At 43.1% G+C, this 20,400-nt stretch carries 13 protein-coding genes and 1 other RNA gene; 6 read left to right on the top strand and 8 right to left on the bottom strand.

All coding sequences use genetic code 11. The annotated features are described in order from the left end of the window. The 4 genes from G4D82_RS09700 to G4D82_RS09685 form a co-directional block, all read right to left on the bottom strand. Nucleotides 1–739, bottom strand: a 739-nt coding sequence (locus G4D82_RS09700; RefSeq protein WP_166337049.1) for a PorP/SprF family type IX secretion system membrane protein, incomplete at its 3' end; no start/stop codon positions are given. 61 nt (nt 740–800) lie between these two features. Beyond that, nucleotides 801–6,239 carry a T9SS type B sorting domain-containing protein gene (locus G4D82_RS09695; protein ID WP_166337048.1) on the bottom strand — a complete coding sequence of 1,813 codons (5,439 nt, stop codon included), beginning with the start codon at nt 6,237–6,239 and terminating at the stop codon, nt 801–803. 25 nt (nt 6,240–6,264) lie between these two features. Continuing rightward, complete coding sequence (locus G4D82_RS09690) at nt 6,265–6,777, bottom strand: hypothetical protein (protein WP_166337047.1); 513 nt, start codon at nt 6,775–6,777, stop codon at nt 6,265–6,267. 346 nt (nt 6,778–7,123) lie between these two features. Continuing rightward, a complete protein-coding gene (locus tag G4D82_RS09685; RefSeq protein ID WP_166337046.1) occupies nt 7,124–10,480 on the bottom strand; it encodes a gliding motility-associated C-terminal domain-containing protein in 3,357 nt (1,118 codons plus the stop codon). Nucleotides 10,481–10,715: 235 nt separating this feature from the next. On the opposite strand from G4D82_RS09685, the gene G4D82_RS09680 reads away from it, so the two are divergent. The 4 genes from G4D82_RS09680 (at nt 10,716) to G4D82_RS09665 (ending at nt 14,914) form a co-directional block, all read left to right on the top strand. Next, complete coding sequence (locus G4D82_RS09680; RefSeq protein ID WP_166337045.1) at nt 10,716–11,201, top strand: SixA phosphatase family protein; 486 nt, start codon at nt 10,716–10,718, stop codon at nt 11,199–11,201. A gap of 4 nt (nt 11,202–11,205) precedes the next feature. Then, nucleotides 11,206–13,341, top strand: a complete 2,136-nt coding sequence (ppk1, locus tag G4D82_RS09675) for a polyphosphate kinase 1 (RefSeq protein ID WP_166337044.1) — start codon at nt 11,206–11,208, stop codon at nt 13,339–13,341. Continuing rightward, complete coding sequence (locus G4D82_RS09670; RefSeq protein ID WP_166337043.1) at nt 13,342–14,232, top strand: Ppx/GppA phosphatase family protein; 891 nt, start codon at nt 13,342–13,344, stop codon at nt 14,230–14,232. A 109-nt stretch (nt 14,233–14,341) separates the two neighbouring features. Further along, nucleotides 14,342–14,914 (top strand): TMEM175 family protein, encoded by a 573-nt coding sequence (locus G4D82_RS09665; protein WP_166337042.1) that lies wholly within the window; start codon nt 14,342–14,344, stop codon nt 14,912–14,914. Here the strand turns inward: G4D82_RS09665 and G4D82_RS14425 are convergent. Both G4D82_RS14425 and dnaX read right to left on the bottom strand, forming a co-directional pair. Further along, the gene (locus G4D82_RS14425; RefSeq protein WP_235924331.1) at nt 14,911–15,510 is read right to left on the bottom strand and encodes a DNA polymerase III subunit gamma/tau; all 600 of its coding nucleotides are present in this window, start codon (nt 15,508–15,510) and stop codon (nt 14,911–14,913) included. The two genes, G4D82_RS09665 and G4D82_RS14425, sit on opposite strands and share 4 nt — an antisense overlap. 29 nt (nt 15,511–15,539) lie before the next feature. After that, complete coding sequence (gene dnaX, locus G4D82_RS09655; RefSeq protein WP_166337041.1) at nt 15,540–16,625, bottom strand: DNA polymerase III subunit gamma/tau; 1,086 nt, start codon at nt 16,623–16,625, stop codon at nt 15,540–15,542. A 265-nt stretch (nt 16,626–16,890) separates the two neighbouring features. On the opposite strand from dnaX, the gene rnpB reads away from it, so the two are divergent. Beyond that, nucleotides 16,891–17,197, top strand: an RNA gene (gene rnpB / locus G4D82_RS09650) — RNase P RNA component class A. A gap of 141 nt (nt 17,198–17,338) precedes the next feature. On the opposite strand, the gene G4D82_RS09645 is transcribed toward rnpB, so the two are convergent. Together G4D82_RS09645 and G4D82_RS09640 are read right to left on the bottom strand one after the other, a co-directional pair. Further along, nucleotides 17,339–17,905 (bottom strand): RsmD family RNA methyltransferase, encoded by a 567-nt coding sequence (locus tag G4D82_RS09645; protein WP_166337040.1) that lies wholly within the window; start codon nt 17,903–17,905, stop codon nt 17,339–17,341. Beyond that, nucleotides 17,902–18,702 (bottom strand): DUF3822 family protein, encoded by an 801-nt coding sequence (locus tag G4D82_RS09640; RefSeq protein WP_166337039.1) that lies wholly within the window; start codon nt 18,700–18,702, stop codon nt 17,902–17,904. Before G4D82_RS09640 ends, G4D82_RS09645 begins: the two co-directional genes overlap by 4 nt. 229 nt (nt 18,703–18,931) lie before the next feature. Here G4D82_RS09640 and G4D82_RS09635 point away from each other — a divergent pair, with 229 nt between their 5' ends. Then, the gene (locus tag G4D82_RS09635) at nt 18,932–20,356 is read left to right on the top strand and encodes an ATP-dependent DNA helicase (protein WP_166337038.1); all 1,425 of its coding nucleotides are present in this window, start codon (nt 18,932–18,934) and stop codon (nt 20,354–20,356) included. Nucleotides 20,357–20,400: the final 44 nt, after the last annotated feature.

Below are 20,400 nucleotides of genomic sequence, written 5' to 3'. Positions count from 1 at the left end.
CAGCATCCCAGCGGTAGGCAGCACCTACGACGAATTTGTCATAGAACATGAAATTTCCTGAAACATCCACTTGTAAAGGCGAACCGGTAACCATTTTGGTAAGCAAAGCCGGTTTGAACTTGATGTTCGGATTCAGATCAAACACATATCCTGCAATGAGGTAGTAGTTGATTCTTTCTTTAAAAATCGCCACATTATCAGAGTCATAACGATTGGTCTGAATGAAGTTCGGCACCGAAACTCCGATATAAGACTTATCAGAATGCCAGTAGATACCGGCCCCAACATTAGGCGAGAACTTGTTGTAGTTCACCAGCGATGGGTCGTTGGCTTGTTCAGGATTTAACTGAGAAGCATCGAGATTGAAGAAATTCCCGGTACCTTTTACCCCGAAAGAGAGCTTTCTGGTTTCAGAAGTCTGAACGGTGTATGACACATCTACAGAAAGGGTATTCTCTACGGTAGGCCCGATACGGTCGTTGATGGCCGAAAGTCCGAGCCCTAGATTACTGTTGTTGATGGGCGTGTTCATCGATAAGGCATTGGTTACCGGAGCGCCATCCAAACCCACCCATTGGGTACGGTGCAAGCCAAAGATACTCATCACCCCGCGCGAACCTGCGTAGGCCGGGTTGACATTGATCGTGTTGTACATGTACTGAGTGAATTGGGCATCTTGTTGCGCAAAACCCGCAGCGGCTGTCAGGATCAAAACGAAAATTAGTAATCTTGTTTTCATTAGTTTCTAGTTTTTTAACCTCAGGATGGTGACATCCCGAGGTGTTAGATTTGAGTTTGGATTATCTTGTTAGGTAAACGTAACCTTCTAAGTGGTGATTATTTCCTTCTTTATCAGTATAATTTACTACATAAAAATAAGTTCCAGCCGGCAATTCAGATGACTTGGCCACGGTTACTCTTCCTTCAGAAGTTCCGGTGAACACGCGGTCTTTGTTATCATATTGCTTAGTTTCATATACCAATATACCCCATCTGTTATAAATTTCAACGGTATTGGTTGGGAAACATTCTAAGTTGTCAATTCTTCTGATAATGAATTCCTCGTTAATATTGTCACCGTTTGGTGAGAAACCATTACGCACGTCTTTCTCTGGTTGGCTATCCAATAATGGGCAAGCTTCAAGAACAGCACAGTTGTCATCCACAGTCATACGAACTTCAACTACTCTTTGGCAAAGGTCGTCCATTACTTCATATCTGAAAGTGTAAGTTCCAACATCAACCAAGTAAGGGCTAAATTCAGTTCCAATTAAACCGCCGGTATTATCAACATCAGTCCAAGAACCATCATTAGGTATTCCTGTTGGAAGATAGTTATTTAAATCGAAAGTTACTTCACTATCATTATTACAATCTGCATCATCACTTTCTACTACTAGAACTCCATTGACAGTAATGGTTAGATCTGTAGTATTTCCGCTAGCACATTGACCAGGATCTGGAGTGAAGGTGTAAGTAGCTGTAGTGGTAGTATCTACAATAGCAGGGTTCCAAGTTCCGGTTACTCCGTTGGTTGAAGTCGTTGGAAGCACCGGAGCCACATCGTTCGGGCAAATTGGTGCAATCGGATCGAAAGTCGCTACAGTTGCGTTCACAGTAACAGCAAGGGCAACAGGTGACGTAGCGCACTGACCAGCATCGGGCGTGAAAGTGTAAGTTCCGCTAGCCGTATTACTTACCGTTGCAGGATTCCAAGTTCCAGTAACTCCGTTAGCTGAAGTAGTTGGAAGTACAGGAGCTACCTCACCGGCACAGATTGGTGCAATTGGGCTGAACGAAGCCGAAGTCGCATTTACAAACACAGTGATTGAAGTTGTATTTGCAGTCGCACATTGACCTGCATCTGGCGTGAAAGTGTATGAAGCTGTGGCAGTATTATCTACAGTTGCAGGATTCCAAGTTCCAGTTACTCCATTGGCTGAAGTAGTTGGAAGTATTGGCGCAACATCGCCGGCACAAATTGGCGCAATCGGATTGAATGAAGCCGAAGTTGGATTCACGGTTATTGAAAGCGAAGTTGTTGTTCCGGTCGCACATTGACCAGCATCAGGCGTGAATACATAAGTTCCGCTGGTAGTATTATCTACAGTTGCAGGATTCCAGGTTCCGTTTACACCGTTATTAGAGGTTGTAGGTAATACCGGTGCTACACCGCCCGCGCAAATAGCTGCGATTGGGTTGAATGTAGCTGAAGTCGCATTTACTGTAAAGTTCAGCACAAATGGAGCTGTGGCACATTGTCCGGTGTTTGGAGTAAATGTGTAAGTTCCGCTAGTGGTATTGCTCACTGTTGATGGATTCCAAGTTCCGGCAACGCCATTGGTTGAAGTTGTTGGAAGTACCGGTGCTACATCGCCTGAACAAATGTTTGTAGGCAAGTCGATGAAAACCGCTACTAAAGGATTCACAGTAATTGTTACCACAAACGGAGCCGTAGCACACTGACCAGCATCAGGCGTGAAAGTGTAAGTTCCGGTTGTTGTATTATCTACAGTCGATGGAGACCAAGTTCCAGAGATTCCATTAGAAGAAACTAAAGGAAGAACAGGAGCAGTATCACCAGAGCAGATTTCAGTATCCAAACCATTGAAAGTTGGCACCAATTGATTCACAGTCACAGTTACCACAAACGCAGCCGTAGCACACTGACCAGCATCAGGCGTGAAAGTGTAAGTTCCGGTTGTTGTATTATCTACAGTTGATGGCGACCAAGTTCCAGCGATTCCATTAGAAGAAACTAAAGGAAGAACCGGAGCAGTATCACCAGAGCAGATTTCAGTATCCAAACCATTGAAAGTTGGCACCAATTGATTCACAGTAATTGTTACCACAAACGCAGCAGTAGCACACTGACCAGCATCAGGCGTGAAAGTGTAAGTTCCGGTTGCAGTATTATCTACAGTTGATGGAGACCAAGTTCCAGAGATTCCATTAGAAGAAACCAAAGGAAGAACAGGAGCAGTATCACCAGCACAGATTTCAGTATCCAAACCATTGAAAGTTGGTACCAATTGATTCACAGTTACAGTTACCACAAACGCAGCAGTAGCACACTGACCAGCATTTGGAGTAAATGTGTAAGTTCCAGTAGCAGTATTGCTCACCGTTGCAGGCGACCAAGTTCCAAAGATTCCATTAGAAGAAACTAAAGGAAGAACAGGAGCAGTATCACCAGAGCAGATTTCAGTATCCAAACCATTGAAAGTTGGTACCAATTGATTCACAGTAATTGTTACCACAAACGCAGCAGTAGCACACTGACCAGCATCAGGCGTGAAAGTGTAAGTTCCGGTTGCAGTATTATCTACAGTTGATGGCGACCAAGTTCCAGTTACTCCATTATTAGAAGTGGTTGGAAGCACAGGCGCAGTAGCTCCGGCACAAATTGGCGCGATTGGGTTGAATGTAGCGGCAATAGCATTGACCGTGATGGTTTTCGTTATTGGTTGGTTGGCACATTGTCCAGCGCTAGGAGTAAAGGTATAAGTTCCGCTCGTTGTATTGCTTACCGTTGCAGGGGTCCAAGTACCATTGATTCCATTATTCGACGTGGTAGGCAATACTGGTGCAGCAGCACCGGCACAAATGCTCGATGGTAATGTAAATACAGGAGTGGTTTGGTTCTCAGTAATAGTTACCGTAATCGAAGCCGTAGCACAATTGCTAGGATTCAAAATCTGGCAAATTCTATAAGTATAGGTATAAGTTCCGGCAGCGATTCCTGAAGATACGGTTACATTTCCTAAGGCATCAATGTTGATGTTCGGGTTGCTTCCCGTTAAAACTGTAAAGTTCACTAGAGCGGTAGTCGGAGCAGTACCGTTCAATGAATCATTTGCTAAAACATTGCCTACAATTCCTACCGCAGCACAGTTGATGTTATTGTAAGTGTCATTGTTGGCTACAATGGCTGGCGCAGTCACTGTGATAGTAACTACCGCTGAATCACAATTGGTTGGCGTTGTTTTTTCGCAAATTTGATAAGTAATAGTATAAGTTCCTGCTGGCGTTCCAACAGGTACCACGATGTTTCCGTTGGTCAAATCGATTGATGGCACTGGTCCGCCGTTGATTGGCGTTGCTGGGGTAGTAACAGTCAAGTTTACTTGTGAAATCTGAACTTGGCTGCCACCTAAAGTATCAAGACCGCTTCCGTTGTTGTTGAAGATATTTCCAGCGTTAGTGCTTCCGGTAGTTCCGTTAATTGGGCCAATCGCATCATTTTCAGCGATGATCAATTTACATTTGGTTACTCGGAAAGGGAAAACACAACCTGTAGTATTTGGTGGAACCGCATAATAAGTAATAGTGGATCCCGCTACCAGTGGAATTGGATTCGAGTCGGTATATTGAATAGCATTCAAAGTTACAGGGAATTCATTGTAGAAAGTCGATCCCGGAGGAAAGTTTCCGGCAATCACCGAAGTTCCGATTGAATTTCCAGAATTGCAGTAGCCGAATTCACGGATCAGTGGCGTATTGGCACAGTTAGCCGCTACATATGCTGAACCGTCGATTTTGATGGCTAATGTTTCGTTGATGGGTTGTCCAACACAAGCCCCATTTTGCGTGTATCCTTTGATGGCTCTGGTTCCGTTGAATGTAATTCCGGTAATCGCACCTGTACCGCTAGAACTGGCTGTTACATAGATAGGACTTCCACAAGTGGCGTTCAACAAAATAGAACAATCTGTAGTGGTTTTTAATTTGAAGCTGAGTTTCGCCAAAAGTGTGCTTGGTGTTGCGCCCAATGGCAAAGTGCCCATGTTCCAAACAATAGAACCAGTTGCACCTAGAGTCGGGTCGAAGGTTACGGTATTTGGAGAAGGAGCAGGCGTAAATAAAATAGTACCTACCGCACTTCCGGGAACATAAGAAGCATTATAAGGAATCGGAACCACCACTTTGTAATTATTGATGGCTTCGGTTCCTAAGTTTTTAATATCGATATTGAATCCAACATCTTGCCCTGGCAAAGAAATGTATGGTTCAGTAGTTACTGGCGTTCCGTTAATGGTGGTCGCGGTCAATACATTTTCCACCTCTGGAATATAAGCATCCACAGCCATAGCAATGGCGAAAATAATGTAAGTGTCCTGAGTAGATCCGTATTTAAAAGTGGTCGATGTTTGGTTGTTGGTCAGGACGGTATTGCTCGGATTCGAAATATTGAACATGCTAATGTCCAGACCGGTATTGTTGAGTAGGCTTGGATTTCTGGCGTTGCCCCCAGTTTCAATCGAGGAATTGAAAAAATTTGTACTCGAGTTTCCGCCGTGGGTCAAGCTCACAAAAGTATTATCACTTTGTCTTTTGATTTGGAAGAAATCACCAGTTATTCTTCTGTCACCTTCACCAGCCATCATTCCTAATTTCATTCCCACAGGTCCAGATTGTACTGTGTTAAAACCTGAAACTGGAATTTCGAAATCAGCTGTAGCCCCTCCGGTAACATAAGCATGTCCGTCGAAAATTGTTACGTCGCGGTATTTCATTTTCGTGTTTTCGTAAACAACAATCAATGACCATCCGCCATAAAAACCAATATCACCACCATCACCTTCTACTAAGGCAATATCTGCAGCTGTATATTCACCGATACCATTGGCGCGAACGTAATCAGTTACTTCTTTGTAAGCTGAATACATATATCCATCTGAGGAGGTTGGATAGTATATGTCATTCGCACTAGCTGTGAATTGGGTGTAAGTGCTTGAATTTGGTCCTTTCAATGAGATGTTTCTCTTGTCAAAAGTTTTGGTTACGTTATTTTTGGTTACGCTAAAACTGTTGGAACTGGAGTTTCCGTCAGAGGAACGACCGGTCCAGTACAATCCTGCGTAGATGATGTTCGAACAACTAGGAACAGCACCGTTCTCTGTAGAAAAAGACAAGGTGGCACTCGATGAGTTGAATGTACGTTTTCCATCAACACCATTGTTGCTGTTTCCGTCTACATCCACATATACCATTTGGTTATTACTGTTGGCAGTGTTGTCACCATAATTCTGCAAGGTCAGGTTGGTGTTTCCAATCATGGTAAAATCACCCTTGACGTTGTAGATTTTTTTAGTAGGAGTGTATTGAGAAGTTCTTTGCGTAAAAGGTACTCTCACTTGCGCCTGAGTGGTCAAAGCCACAGCCAAAAGCAAGAAAATCTGTAAAAAATAACCGCAAAACAGGTTATTACTTTTTGGGGTAAAGTAAACTTTTTTCATAATGATTTCTTTTGAATTGAGGCAATTAAGCACCTTTGTCTATTTTGTAGAAAACACCCAAACTGGCGTTGTTGCCGCGAACCAAATTCGAGATATTGGTTCCGGTGGTTTCTTGATTAGACATGATGTAGATGTATTTCAGATTAGGGAAATTCGAAAAAACAGACAAATCGAGCAATCGGCTCAAATCTGCTGGCTCACTTAAATGGATTGTCACGATTTCAATCGAGGCTCTGTCAAAAGCAGCCGAGCTTATCGAATTCAACGCACTTGAATTGGTGTAAAGCGCCGTGGGATTATCGCCGTAAGTTTTCACTTCGCCAGCCAAATAATAAACAGCGGGTTGCACTTCTTTCAAGAGGTGCTCCAAACGGTTTGCATTAGAAACCGCATTTCTAGCACTTACTTCTGAAGCTCTCAAGTTCGCCACATAGGCGTTCACTTCTATCAGTTGAGAACCCGAAATGGCTCTCACTTCCTGCGCATTAGCACCAACGCAAAATAGCGCTAGTACTAACAATAGTAGTAGTCTTTTCATAAATAAAATTTGGAGTTTTCCAAACAACAGGGCGTTGCTTGAATGGTTAATGAATTGATAAGGGGCAATAGCTTCCATAACATTAATTAAATTATACACTAAGTTGTAGGTTGATGCTTTTGAGTAGATCGGGGAAATCACTTAAAATTATCATGGGCTAAATTACCCACATAAATAATTTTACAATCATTTTTTCTACCAATAACCAGAAAACTCGTTAAAATGACATTTTTTGATAACAGACTTTGCTTTTTTCTGAATATAGTTCACATTTTCAGGCTTCCCGTAAGAAACCAAAATGTTAAAAAAATCGCTAATATTCAGTGGGTTACCTTTAGAGAAAACCTTATAAGGCTAAATACAAATAGCCGTTTTGTTCTAAATCTTCTCCTTTGTCGTTAGTGTAGTTGATGACATAGAAGTAAGTTCCGCTGGGCAGCTGCTCAGATTCGTTAATCGTAGTGCGCCCTTGCGAGTAGCCTTTAAATACCCGAGTGTTGTTGTCGTATTGTTGCGTTTTGAAAACCAGAACGCCCCAACGGTTGTATATTTCTACGGTATTTTTAGGGAAACAATACGTTTGATCAATATTACCTATAATAAAGGTGTCGTTGATGCCATCGTTGTTGGGTGAGAAAGCATTGTTAACTATTAAACTACAGGCAGGTTCTACCAAGCAATCGTTGTTGACTTCGATATTCACTTCAATATTTTGCCTGCAATCGCCTTGCAGATTAAAGTATTTGAAATTGTAATTCCCGGTTGGCGCCAGGTAAGGGCTAAAAACAGAGCCGTGCAAATTAGGTGTCAGCGATTCGGAACTCCAGCTTCCGTTGTGGTCCATTCCTTCCGGCAAATAGCTGTTCAGGTCGATGTTTAAACTGAAGTCGTTGTCAAGGTTACAGTCGACGTAACCAAAACCGGGTTCAATCGCTTCACTAGATTTTACCGTCACATTTTGCTGGGCTGAAGATTGGTTGCCGCTTTCATCAATAAAATTCCAATGCACGATGTAATTTCCGGGTTGATCATAATATAAGGAATCTGATGTGGTGGCGAGAATGGTTCCCGAGCATTCGTCAGTAGTAGTTGGTACGGTTAGATTGGCTTCACAATACCGGATGATATCGTTTAATAAAGGTACTGGTGGAGCAGTCTGGTCAATAATATCTATAACTACCTCGGCTGAATCAGAAATATTGAGATTACCGTTAGTACTGATTTTGTACCGCAAACGATATCGACCAGCTTTAATTCCGGCGGCAATACTGATTTGACCGGTTTGCGTATTCAGCAAAATTTTAGGGTCGGATGAAACTTCCAGACTGATAGTAACTTGACTGGCCAGAACGGAGTTGCCGTTTAGGGTATCGTTGCTTAAAACGTTACCCAAAATACCTGTCGTGGAGCAATCACGTTGGTATTGGTCGTTTTCGGCAATGATTTCGGTGGTATTGACCGAAACACTTATTGTTGCAGTAGCGCAGATGTTGGGCTCATTGACAGCACAAATCTGATAAGTAAGCTGATAATTTCCCGAAGGCGTACCGGCAGCCACCAGCACTTGATTGCCGTTGAGCGAAATTCCGAGAGGTGAAACTCCAACCAAACTAGTGGTCACTGCTGTAGCTAAAGCGGTATGACCGTTCAGAAAATCGTTGCTTAAAACATTTTGTACCGCCACGCCGCCGAGGTTTCCGTTGATGGTATTACCTTGGTCGTGGTGGGCAGAAATAGTCATGCATTTGGTTATTGTAAAAGGAATAATGCAAGCGCCGTCTTGATTTTGATTAACGGCATAATAAGTTACACTTTCTCCAGTGATTGCCTCAAACGGAATTTGTGTGGAATACTGCACCGTACTTTGCGTAACCGGATAGGAATTATAGAAAAAAGTTCCTTCGGGAAATTGTCGGGCTATTTGAGAAAAGTCAACAGTATTATTGGTATTACAAAAGGTGAAATTTCTAATCGAGGCAGTGTATTGACAATGGCTGTTCAGAAAATCCGTGGCGTTGATGATGATTTTCAATGGCCCAAGAATCGGATTTCCGGCGCAACTTCCAGCAGTGCTATGGCCCAAAATAAAAGGGCTGTTCGGTAAGTCAATTCCGCTGATGGCGCCTGTTCCGCATGCATATCCATCTAGAATTACCACGTTTGCGCAATCGGGTTGTTTTAAAATCGAACAATTGTCGGTTGCCCGCAGCTTGAATTCTAATGTAGCAAGAACAGTAGCTGAACTTGAAGCAACGGGCAACGTTCCGAAATTCCAGTAAATCGTTCCGTTGTTTCCGAGTGAAGCATCAAAACCAATTTCGGTTGGTGCCGGGCCGTTGTAGAGCAAATTTCCAGTAGCACTTGAAGCTACATAACTTGCATTATAAGGTAATGGAATCGCTATTTTATAATTGTTGATAGGCTCGTTTCCGGGATTTTTGATAGTTACCTTGAAATTAATTTCATTGCCGGGCAAGGCAGTCAGCGCAGCAAAGGGCAATTGGTTGATTTGAGTTACGCTAATTTCGTTTTCTATTTCCGGCACATAGGAATCAACAGCCAGAACGATGGCAAAAATCGCATAAGTATCATAGTTGGTTCCGTACCTGAAACGCACCGACGATTGGTGGTTGCCGATGACCGAATTCGCCGGATTAGGAATATCAAATAGCGCGAGATCGATTCCGGTATTGTTGCTCAAGTTCGGATTTCTAAGAACATTTCCGTTACTGATTGATGAATTAAAGAAGTTGTCCGCACTATTGCCTTCATGCTCCAAAGCCACAAATTCTGAATCACTATTGCGCTGGATTTGAAAATAATCACCATCAAGCCCGATATCACCTTCGCTGGCCATGATGCCCAATTTGGCACCGACATTTCCGCTTTGAACCGTATGGAAACCGTTCACTTCTAGTAGGTAGCCGTTGTTATTCGAATTCAAAACAAACGCATGTCCGTCAAAAACAGAAATGTCACGATGTTTCATTTGGGCGTTTTCATAAATTACCACCATGCCCCAACCGCCCGAATATCCGGTGCCGCCGCCGTTTCCTTCGACTAGCGCAATATCGGCTGCAAGATAAGTTCCGATGCCGTGTTGTCGAACATAATCAGTGACTTCGGTGTAAGCTGAATAAATAAAAGCGTCGGAATGGTTCGGATAGTAAATGGCATCTTCGCGTGCAATGAATTCGCTGTAATTGCTGGCGTTCGGCCCTTTAAGTTTTATTTTTCGTTTGTTGAAGGTTTTGGTGGTGGTGGTTCCGTTGATGATTTTACTCACTGTGAACTCGTTGCTAGAATCGGTACTGTTGTCGGGTGCGCTTTTTCCGGTCCAGTACAATCCGGCATAAACAATTGAAGCGCAAGTAGCTGAGGCGTTATTTTCAGGGGCGAAGACTAAATCCGCAGACGAAGAGTTCCAAGTGGCTGTATCGTTGTCGATGTCCACATAGCGCATCAAACTATTGTTGTTATTGGTTTGCGGCTCGTAATTTAGTAAAGTGAGGTTGGTATTCCCGATAAAGGTAAAATCGCCATGAAGACTGTAAACTTTTTTGGTCGACGAATACTGCGAGGTGCGCACTTGATAAGGCACGCGAACTTGAGCTTGAGCCGTCACCACACAAAAGAAAATAATACCCATAGCAAGCCAATGGATACAATGCAACTGATTGTATTGGTGTTTAATCGGTCTCAATGTTTTGTTTTTAACAACTCAAAACTAATTTTAATAAAATTGCTAACCAAAAAAAACATCGATAAAATACAGTAAATATCGATAAAATGCACTAATTAAAATATATTTAAAGAAATAGATTACAATTTTAATCACTTGTTTTACTACTTTCTCTCATTTGATACTCAATAGTTACTGCGTTAAAATCTTTGAGGCGATGGATAAAAATCGGTACCTTGGGCGTAAATTTTCTGTTATGAAAAACCTAATTCTCATTCGCCACGCCAAGTCTAGTTGGGACAGCCCGACTGCTGACATCGATCGCGCACTTGAATCTCGCGGCATCAAAGACGCTAAGTTGGTGGCACAACACAGTTTGAGTTTTATTCCAAAAGCTTATAAGATTTTCAGTAGCAATGCCCGCCGTGCTTCAGAAACCGCGCAGATTTTTGCCCAGCAATACAATTATCCGTTGCACGAAATCAGTTTTCGGCCTGAATTGTACACTTTCGATGAAAGTCGACTCGAGCAAATCGTTCGCAGCTTCGACAATTGTTATGATTCTATTATTCTTTTTGGGCACAACGAGGCTATTACGAATTTTGTTAATAAATTTGGGCACGCATTTACAGACAATGTGCCGACTTCCGGTTTCGTTTTTCTTCAATTAGATACCGATGATTGGCAGCAAATCCAGAGCGGTAAAACGCTAAAAACCATTTTCCCTAGGGATTTAAAATAGATTTATGTCGGAGAACAGATATATTGATCGAGAAAAAAGCTGGTTGGCTTTTAATGCAAGAGTACTTCAGGAAGCCGGTGATGATGCCGTTCCACTATTAGACAGGCTTCGTTTTTTAGGAATTTTTTCCAACAATTTAGATGAATTTTTCCGGGTTCGTTTCGCTGCCATACGTCGATTGAGCCTTTCAGGAATTTCAGGCGAGAAACTTCTTGGCGGTGTTAGTGCCGACCAATTGCTCAAAGAAATTACGCAAATCGTCATCCAGCAACAATCTGAAAGTTTACGCATCCTGAGCATCATCGAGAAAAAACTCGAGGCCGAAAACATCTTTATGGTCGATGAGCATGAAATTGCCGAGCAACACAAAGAGTTTATCAAAGATTTCTTCATTCAGAAAGTAAGCCCGGCGCTAGTAACCATCATCTTGAACGATTTGGCAGAATTCCCGCTGCTGAAAGATACGGCCGGTTATCTTGCGGTCAAACTCGTGATGAAACCCAAACCACACGATGAAGAGGAAACCAAAGCCAAAAAACAAATTACCTACGCGGTTATCGAAATCCCAAATACCATTAATCGTTTTGTGGTGTTACCTTCCATTGATGACAAGCACCATATTATTTTCCTTGATGATGTGATTCGCTACAACCTGCACAACATCTTCAATATTTTCGATTATGAAAGTGTTTCGGCGCACATGATTAAAATTACGCGCGATGCCCAGCTCGAAATTGATAGCGATTTGAGCAAAAGTATGATGGAGAAAATCGCGACCAGCGTTAAAGACCGCCGCATCGGCGAACCGGTTCGTTTTGTTTACGACCAGCAAATCGGGAAAGACACTTTGAAGTTTTTCTTGTCTAAGATGCACATCCATCAGAGCGACAGTATTATTCCCGGCGGACGATACCACAACCGCCGCGACTATATGAACTTCCCGAATTTGGGCCGATATGATCTTCTCTACAAAACCAACGAGCCTTTGCCGGTTTGCGGTTTGAGCCTTGAAGGCAGTATGCTAGAGAAAATTCATAAGAAAGATTACTTAATCAATGCACCGTATCAGTCGTTTTCCTATCTGATTAAGTTTTTGCGGGAAGCGGCTCTCGACCCAAAAGTCACCACGATTAAGATTACCTTGTACCGTTTAGCCAAAAACTCGCAAATCATTAGCTCACTGATTAATGCTGCTAAGAACGGTAAGAAAGTCACCGTTCAAATTGAATTGCAGGCGCGTTTTGACGAAGCCAGTAATATTTCCTACGCCGAACAAATGCAGACCGAAGGCATCAACTTGATTTTCGGAATCAAAGGCTTGAAAGTCCACAGCAAAATCTGCGTGATTGAAAGGGTTCAGGAAGACGGAAAACTACAGCGTTACGGTTTTGTCTCGACCGGAAATTTCAACGAGTCGACCGCCAAAGTTTATACTGATGTGACTTTGTTTACGAGCCACGACCAAATCTTGAAAGACATCAATAAAGTATTCGATTTCTTCGATGTCAATTTCAGGGTTTACCGATACAAGCACTTGATTGTTTCGCCGCATTATACCCGAAGCAAATTCTACAAACTCATCGACCGCGAAATCCACCATGCACAAATGGGCGAGCCAGCATACATGAAACTTAAGATGAACAGCCTCTCGGATTTTGACATGATCGACAAACTCTACGAAGCCAGCCGTGCCGGTGTGAAAATCCAATTGCAGGTGCGTGGTATTTGTTCTCTGGTTCCGGGCGTTCCGGGCATGAGCGAAAACATTGAGGCCATTAGTATCGTAGACAATTACCTCGAGCACATGCGGGTTTACATTTTTGCCAATAAAGGCGAACCCGATGTTTATATTTCCTCGGCTGATTTCATGACTCGAAACCTAGACGGCAGGGTAGAAGTATCGTGTCCGATTTACGATGAAGGCATCAAAAAAGAACTCATTGACGTTTTCGATATCGGTTGGCAAGGAAACGTCAAAGCGCGTTTTCACTCGGAACTGCTCGACAATAAATACAGGGTGCGCGGCGATAATCCGGTTTTCCGCGCCCAACTCGAAACCTATAATTATTACCGCCAACAATACGAAGCGACGCAAGAGAACTCTACTTTATTAGCCTCAGAAAACACCCCAATTGCCTAAATGATTAGTATTAAGAAATATGCAGCAATCGATATCGGCTCCAATGCGATGCGATTGCTGGTGGCCAACGTCGTAGAAGAACAAGGCCAGCCGACACATTTTAGTAAAAGCGCTCTGGTTCGTTTGCCAATTCGTTTGGGGCAAGATTCGTTTACCATGGGTGAGATTTCTCAGGAGAACATCAGTCGGATGGTAGATGCGATGAAAGCCTACAAGCTGCTGATGAAAATCCATAAGGTCGAGAAATATACTGCATTGGCTACTTCTGCCATGCGTGAAGCCGACAACCGCGAAGAAGTCATTCGAATCATTGAAGAACAAGCCGATATCAAAATCGAAATCATCGATGGCAAAACCGAAGCCGCGATTATCGCCTCGACCGATTTGCACCATTTGCTGCAAACCGAAAATACTTATTTATATGTCGATGTTGGCGGTGGTAGCACTGAATTTTCTTTGTTCTCTGATTCGAAAATGATTGCTTCAAAGTCATTCAAAATCGGAACCGTGCGTTTGCTCAACGAAATGGTCAACGAAGCAGTTTGGGAAGAAATAGCAATCTGGATTAAAACCCATACCAAAGAATTTCAAGACGTGATTCTGATTGGTTCCGGCGGAAACATCAACAAACTTTTCAAGATGTCGGGCAAGCAGCAAGACAAACCGCTGTCTTACCAATATGTTTTGAAAAGATACAACTTCTTGAATGCGATGACCTACGAGCAGCGTGTTTCGGAACTGGGTCTGAACCCTGACCGCGCCGATGTAATCGTACTGGCCACCAAAATTTATCTCAATGCGATGAAATGGAGTGGTGCCAAGAGGATTTTTGTTCCAAAGATTGGATTGTCTGATGGAATCATCAAAGCGATGTACTACGGAAAAATATAATTGACGCCTTTTTTCTTAGCGCCTCTGCGCCTTTGCGGGAAGTATTTATTTCTCGTAAAGGCGCAGAGGCGTAAAATTCTAATATATTTAAAAATCAAAATTTGGCTTTATGAACAAAAACCGGCTTGAGGCTTTTTCCGATGGTGTTTTAGCCATCATCCTGACGATTATGGTATTGGAAATCAAAGTGCCGGAAGGTCATGATTTTGCCACTTTACAAAAGATATTTCCGATTTTCCTGAGCTATGTTCTGAGTTTTATCTACATCGGAATTTACTGGAACAACCACCACCACATGCTGCACAGCCTCACGAAAGTTAACGGGAAAATCCTTTGGGCAAACTTACATCTCTTGTTTTGGCTGTCGCTAGTTCCGGTATCCACAGGCTGGATTGGCGAGACCCATTTTGCCAAATTACCGATGGCGCTTTATGGTTTTATGTTGCTGATGGCTGGCATGGCTTACTATATATTGCAAACCATTATCATCAAAAGTCAAGGCGAAAATTCGATACTCAAAAAAGCGATTGGGAAAGATTTAAAAGGCATTTCCTCGCCAATACTCTATATCATCGGCATTGCTTTTTCTTTTTACAGCGAATGGTTGGCAGGTGCGATTTATATTTTAGTAGCGCTGATGTGGCTCATTCCCGACAAGCGCATCGAGAAAATAATCGACTAATTATTGATATCGAGCCCGAAGGTACTGCGCAAGACTTCTATTGCCGGATTGATTTCGTGCAAACGGTTATAACGGTCTTGATTGCTGTATGTTTTTTTAGTTTGAACGGCTTCGTTCACAATCACTTCAATCGTAATATCGTGGTTGTGTAAATGGCCTTTGAGATAGCCCAACAATCCATTTTTTTCGGTTTCAAAATCGATTTTCGAACCTTCGTTAGGAAGTTCCAAAGTAATGGCAGTTCCATTTAAAACAGGATCATTAATCAGCAGCAACGATTCCATGATTTTCTGGCCTTTATCGCCGAGTTTTTGCGCGTATTTGTTCCAATACAGCAGCATGTCGGTTTCGTTGAACGGCTCCGTGGGAAGTTGCACTTGTTCTTTGGAAATAGGCTTTACGGTTTGTTCCAATTCCCTTTTGGCTCTGATACTAGAAAGTGATAGTGCCGAGATTTTAGGCTCATTTGAAATAGTTGGCTTGGAAATTTCCGGTGCGGTAATGTTGACTTTTTCTGCTACCGGAACAGGTTGGTTTTCCTGAGTTGGAACAGCAACCACTTCGATTATTTCGGGCGCTTCGACAGGCAATTCCATCACGCGGCCGTAGAAATGTTTGGGCGGAATTATATAGTAGTCAGCTTTTTTTTTTCTCCATCGAAAGTGATAGAGGCCAATTGCATTAAGCAAAGTTCGACAAGCAAGCGTTGGTTTTGGGACGATTTGAATTTCAAATCACAATCATTGGCGATGTCGATGCCTTGCAAGAGGAAAGAAGTGGAAGTTTTCTGTGATTGCTCAGCGTAAAGTTTCTGAACATTTTCACCCACTTCGAGCAGTGATAAAGTAGATGGTGTTTTGCTGACCAGCAAATCCCTGAAATGCGAAGCCAATCCGGCAATAAAATGATGCCCGTCGAACCCTTTGGAAAGAATGTCGTTGTAGGCGATTAATAAATCCGGTATTTTGTTTTGCAAGATTAAGTCCGTAACGCTGATGTAGGTTTCATAATCGAGCACGCTGAGGTTTTCCGTTACGGCTTGGCGCGTGAGGTTAGTGCCGCAATAGGAAACCACTCGGTCGAAAATCGAAAGGGCATCACGCATTGCACCGTCTGCTTTTTGAGCAATGATATGTAGCGCATCGTCTTCGAAAGTCACGCCTTGGCTTTGGGCTACTTCGGCCAAGTGTTCTTTGGCATCTTTAACGGTGATTCTTTTGAAATCGAATATCTGGCAACGCGAGAGAATCGTCGGGATGATTTTGTGTTTTTCGGTCGTGGCCAAAATGAAGATGGCGTGCTTGGGCGGTTCTTCCAGAGTTTTCAAAAAAGCATTGAAAGCCGCCGAAGAAAGCATGTGCACCTCGTCAATGATATACACTTTATACTGCCCGGTTTGTGGCGGAATGCGCACTTGGTCAATCAGGTTACGAATGTCATCTACTGAGTTGTTTGAGGCAGCATCGAGTTCAAACACGTTGAAAGCAAAATCTTCATTTGGGTCGTCATAACCCGGCTGGTTGATTTTGCGTGCAAGAATTCTGGCACAAGTCGTTTTTCCCACACCACGCGGGCCGGTGAACAGCAGCGCAGAAGCGAGATGGTTGGTTTCGATGGCATTGAGCAAAGTGTTGGTAATGGCTTGTTGCCCGACCACATCCTTAAAGGTCTGCGGACGGTATTTACGCGCCGATACTACAAATTGTTCCATCGTTTTTTATTGGTCAACAAATATAGTGGATTTGTTTGATGCACGGATTTGGTTCTACGCGGATTTGGGGAAAAGTTTTCCACAGCTCACCCCTAAATGTTAGTATTTAGAACAAAACTACTTCTGGGTGAACAGCCCTAGCCCTGATCGCAGCGGTTATCCTTTTGTGGCGGTGTTCGACACAAAAGATTAGAGCGTAGAGCAGGAAACAGCTTCTCATTCAACATTTAAAATTTAAAATTCAAAATAATACAGCTACATTTGCCGCGCAGGCCGCCTTATCGCTGAGCAGCAATGCCCAGAGGAAAGTCCGGACACCACAGGGAAGCATAGCGGGTAACGCCCGTCCGCCAGAAGGCGAGGACCAGTGCAACAGAAAGCAAGTACAGTTCGGCTGTAGTGAAACCAGGTAAACTCTATGCGGTGAAATTTCAAGTATATCGGCTCTTAAGGGCGTCCCGTCCGTTGTCGAAGGGTAGAAAGATGGAGCAATCGAGCAATTGGTTGCCTAGATAAATGATAAGGGCTTCGTTTTCGAAGTACAGAATCCGGCTTATAGGCCTGCTTTTTTTTGAGTGCCTGAGCGGCTTAGTGCCTGAGTGCCTGAGTATTTTTAGGAGCCGGGAACCTGCTTTCCGCTATATCTTTTATTCCGTTGCACTCCATAAAAGGATGCCGCTGCTATCAGGGCTAGGGCATTGTGCTAAGTAGCACTATTCTTCTTCCGATTCGGTCGCTTCAGTCGCGAATTCAAAAAAACTGAAAATCGAACCACCATAACTTTTCTTGAACGAGAAATGCTCTAAATGCTCGAGTTTGGTGTATTTGGAATGTTCGATGACCATCATGCCGTCTTCGGCCAATAAATTGTTTTTGAAAACACCCAGTACGATTTTTTCAAAAGTCGTTTGCTCGAAACCATACGGCGGATCGGCGAAAATCAAATCATACGAACGGTTCGACTTTTCAATAAACGATAGCACATCGCTTTTGATGGCAGCAATATTGAAATCGAACTCGGCAGCGATTTGCTTGATGAACTTCACACAGCCAAAATCGGCATCCACACAGGTAATATCTTCACTGCCGCGCGAGGCAAACTCATAACTGATGTTGCCCGTTCCAGAAAATAAGTCTAAAACAGTAAGTTCGCTAAAATTGAAATGGTTGTTGAGCACGTTGAACAGAGCTTCTTTGCTCATGTCGGTCGTGGGCCGAACGGGAAGATTTTTGGGTGCCGTGATGCGTCGGCCTTTGAATTTGCCTGAAATGATTCTCACGATTGCAACAAAATGAAATGCTTGAGGTTCTCAGCCGTAGAAAGTTCGTTATTCAAAGTCAAGTCAGAAAGATCAAACAAGGAAACATTCCGTACATACTTATATACTATTTGGTAGAATGCATCGCTTTCCGAAATATCGCCCAGAAACTCCAACCGGAAACTCTCGGGGTTCATATTGAGTTGCTCGGCCGTAAAAAGGATATAGTAAATCAAATCCTCGGGTGTTTTATAATCAAACGAGTTGAACAACAACAAATGTTGGTTCTGCACAATCACAATTTCGAAATGGGTTTTCGCTAAGTGCACGAACATTCTTTTATCGTCAACGTTCTTAGACAAATCGAGCAAGCGCGACACCAAAATGGTGTGTATGTGCTTGAAGCTGATTGACTTGAAATGCTTCTCAAATGTTTCGTTTACGTTGGTCTGCGGCACATACACGGTATTCATTGAATAAGTCTGCAAAGCATCATACGCAAAAGCATCGGTTTCGAATACCTTGGTGTTGTATTGCAAATAACTGCCAATATATTGCTCGTTGAACAGCGGCGCGGGCACAAAAGTCGAAAGGTTGTTCTGGTGAAGTACTACCACTTGGTCATAACGTTCTTGAAAAACAGCGTTGTTGTTCAGGGCGTTTTCCAACGATCCGGTACTTTCCAGTTCAAGTTCCTCTAGGTTAAGCACTTGGTGGTTCAGCGTGTCGACCGTACTCAAAACCATCGCATTGGCCGAAACTATCGCGGTCAGCTTGCGGTAAGTTTTCTCGGTAATATTCGCGGCATTCACTAACATAAGCAATTGGCCGTTTGAGTCAGGCCTGCGCAAACTTACGATTTTTTTAGAATGTTTTTTTATTTTTTTAGAAGCCGGGAACCTGCTCTTCGCGGTGCGCGGCACCATGCTGCGATCAGGGCTAGGGCATACCGGTAAGATTCCGTTTCATCCCAAGTCGGTACAATTTCTCTAATACAAGTTAAACCCAATTCAAAAATCACGTACTTTGCATCGAGAAAAATCCACCATGAATTCCGCATCATTTTACAGCATCTTAAAAAGAAACTTTCCTTTTCAACCCACCGAGAAACAGGATATTTTCTTTCAGATGGTTTCGGAATTTATAACTAACGATAACAAGCAGGAAATCTTCGTCTTGAAAGGTTACGCAGGAACTGGAAAAACCACAGTGATTGCTACGATTGTTAATCATTTGGTTGATATTCGTAAGAAATATGTTCTGCTTGCCCCAACCGGTCGCGCGGCGAAAGTGATTGCCAATTATTCGCACAAACCTGCTTTCACCATTCATAAGAAAATCTATTTTCCAAAGAAGAATTCCGGTGGCGGTATGAGTTTTACGCTCAAACCCAACCAACACAAAGACACGATTTTCATTGTCGATGAAGCTTCGATGATCTCTGATGTGAACCAAGATTCGAAGTTGTACGAAAACGGCTCGCTGCTCGACGATTTGATTTCTTATATCTACAGCGGCGCGAACTGCAAAATGATTCTACTCGGCGATACGGCGCAGTTGCCACCGGTGAATTTGTCGCTTTCACCTGCGCTTGATATTGACGGTTTGGGTTTGCACTATCAGAAAGAAATTTATCACATAGAACTTGATGAAGTGATGCGGCAAGAAGAAAATTCTGGAATTCTGTACAATGCGACCGAATTGCGCGAAGTTTTGCGTGAAGAGTTTTATGAGCGTTTCCAGTTCCAGCTCAAAGGCTTCAACGACATTGTGCGGTTGGTAGATGGTTATGATATTCAGGATGCGATTTTTTCGGCGTACAGCAATTACAGCATAGAAGAAACTGCGTTCATCGTACGCTCGAACAAACGCGCCAATGCCTACAATCAACAAATTCGTTCAAGGATTCTCGACAAAGAAAGTGATCTTTCTGCCGGCGATTATTTGATGGTCGTGAAGAACAATTACCATTGGCTCAAGGAAAACGATGCAGCCGGATTTATTGCCAATGGCGACATTATCGAAGTGATGCAAGTGTTCAACATCAAAGAGCTTTACGGGTTCAAGTTCGCCAATGTGAAAATCCGCATGGTCGATTATCCCGAGCAACGGCCTTTTGAAACGGTGCTATTACTCGACACGATTACCAGCGAATCGCCCTCATTGACCTATGAAGAATCCAACCGTTTGTATGAAGCCGTGATGGAAGATTACCAAGACGAAACCACCAAATACAAACGCTTGCAGAAAACCAAGGAAAACGAGTATTTCAATGCGCTGCAGGTGAAATTCTCTTATGCGATCACTTGCCACAAATCACAAGGCGGCCAATGGAAAACGGTTTTTATCGAACAGCCCTATTTGCCTGACGGAATTATTGACCGCGAGTATATTCGCTGGTTGTATACCGCAGTAACTCGGGCCAAAGACCAGTTGTATTTGATTGGGTTTAAGGATGAGAGTTTTTTTTAAGTGCCTGAGTAGCTGAGTGCCTTAGTGCCTGAGTTCGTTTTGGT

It is taken from the genome of Flavobacterium lotistagni (assembly GCF_011392125.1).
Taxonomy (GTDB): domain Bacteria; phylum Bacteroidota; class Bacteroidia; order Flavobacteriales; family Flavobacteriaceae; genus Flavobacterium; species Flavobacterium lotistagni.
This window is presented reverse-complemented; position numbering and strand designations above follow the sequence as displayed.

Bases quoted from the DNA above. Each gene is read 5' to 3' on its own strand.
- G4D82_RS09695 (WP_166337048.1), bottom strand. From the start codon at position 6,239: ATGAAAAAAGTTTACTTTACCCCAAAAAGTAATAACCTGTTTTGCGGT.
- G4D82_RS09690 (WP_166337047.1), bottom strand. From the start codon at position 6,777: ATGAAAAGACTACTACTATTGTTAGTACTAGCGCTATTTTGCGTTGGT.
- G4D82_RS09680 (WP_166337045.1), top strand. From the start codon at position 10,716: ATGAAAAACCTAATTCTCATTCGCCACGCCAAGTCTAGTTGGGACAGC.
- ppk1 (WP_166337044.1), top strand. From the start codon at position 11,206: ATGTCGGAGAACAGATATATTGATCGAGAAAAAAGCTGGTTGGCTTTT.
- G4D82_RS09670 (WP_166337043.1), top strand. From the start codon at position 13,342: ATGATTAGTATTAAGAAATATGCAGCAATCGATATCGGCTCCAATGCG.
- G4D82_RS09665 (WP_166337042.1), top strand. From the start codon at position 14,342: ATGAACAAAAACCGGCTTGAGGCTTTTTCCGATGGTGTTTTAGCCATC.
- G4D82_RS14425 (WP_235924331.1), bottom strand. From the start codon at position 15,510: ATGGAATTGCCTGTCGAAGCGCCCGAAATAATCGAAGTGGTTGCTGTT.
- dnaX (WP_166337041.1), bottom strand. From the start codon at position 16,625: ATGGAACAATTTGTAGTATCGGCGCGTAAATACCGTCCGCAGACCTTT.
- G4D82_RS09640 (WP_166337039.1), bottom strand. From the start codon at position 18,702: ATGTTAGTGAATGCCGCGAATATTACCGAGAAAACTTACCGCAAGCTG.
- G4D82_RS09635 (WP_166337038.1), top strand. From the start codon at position 18,932: ATGAATTCCGCATCATTTTACAGCATCTTAAAAAGAAACTTTCCTTTT.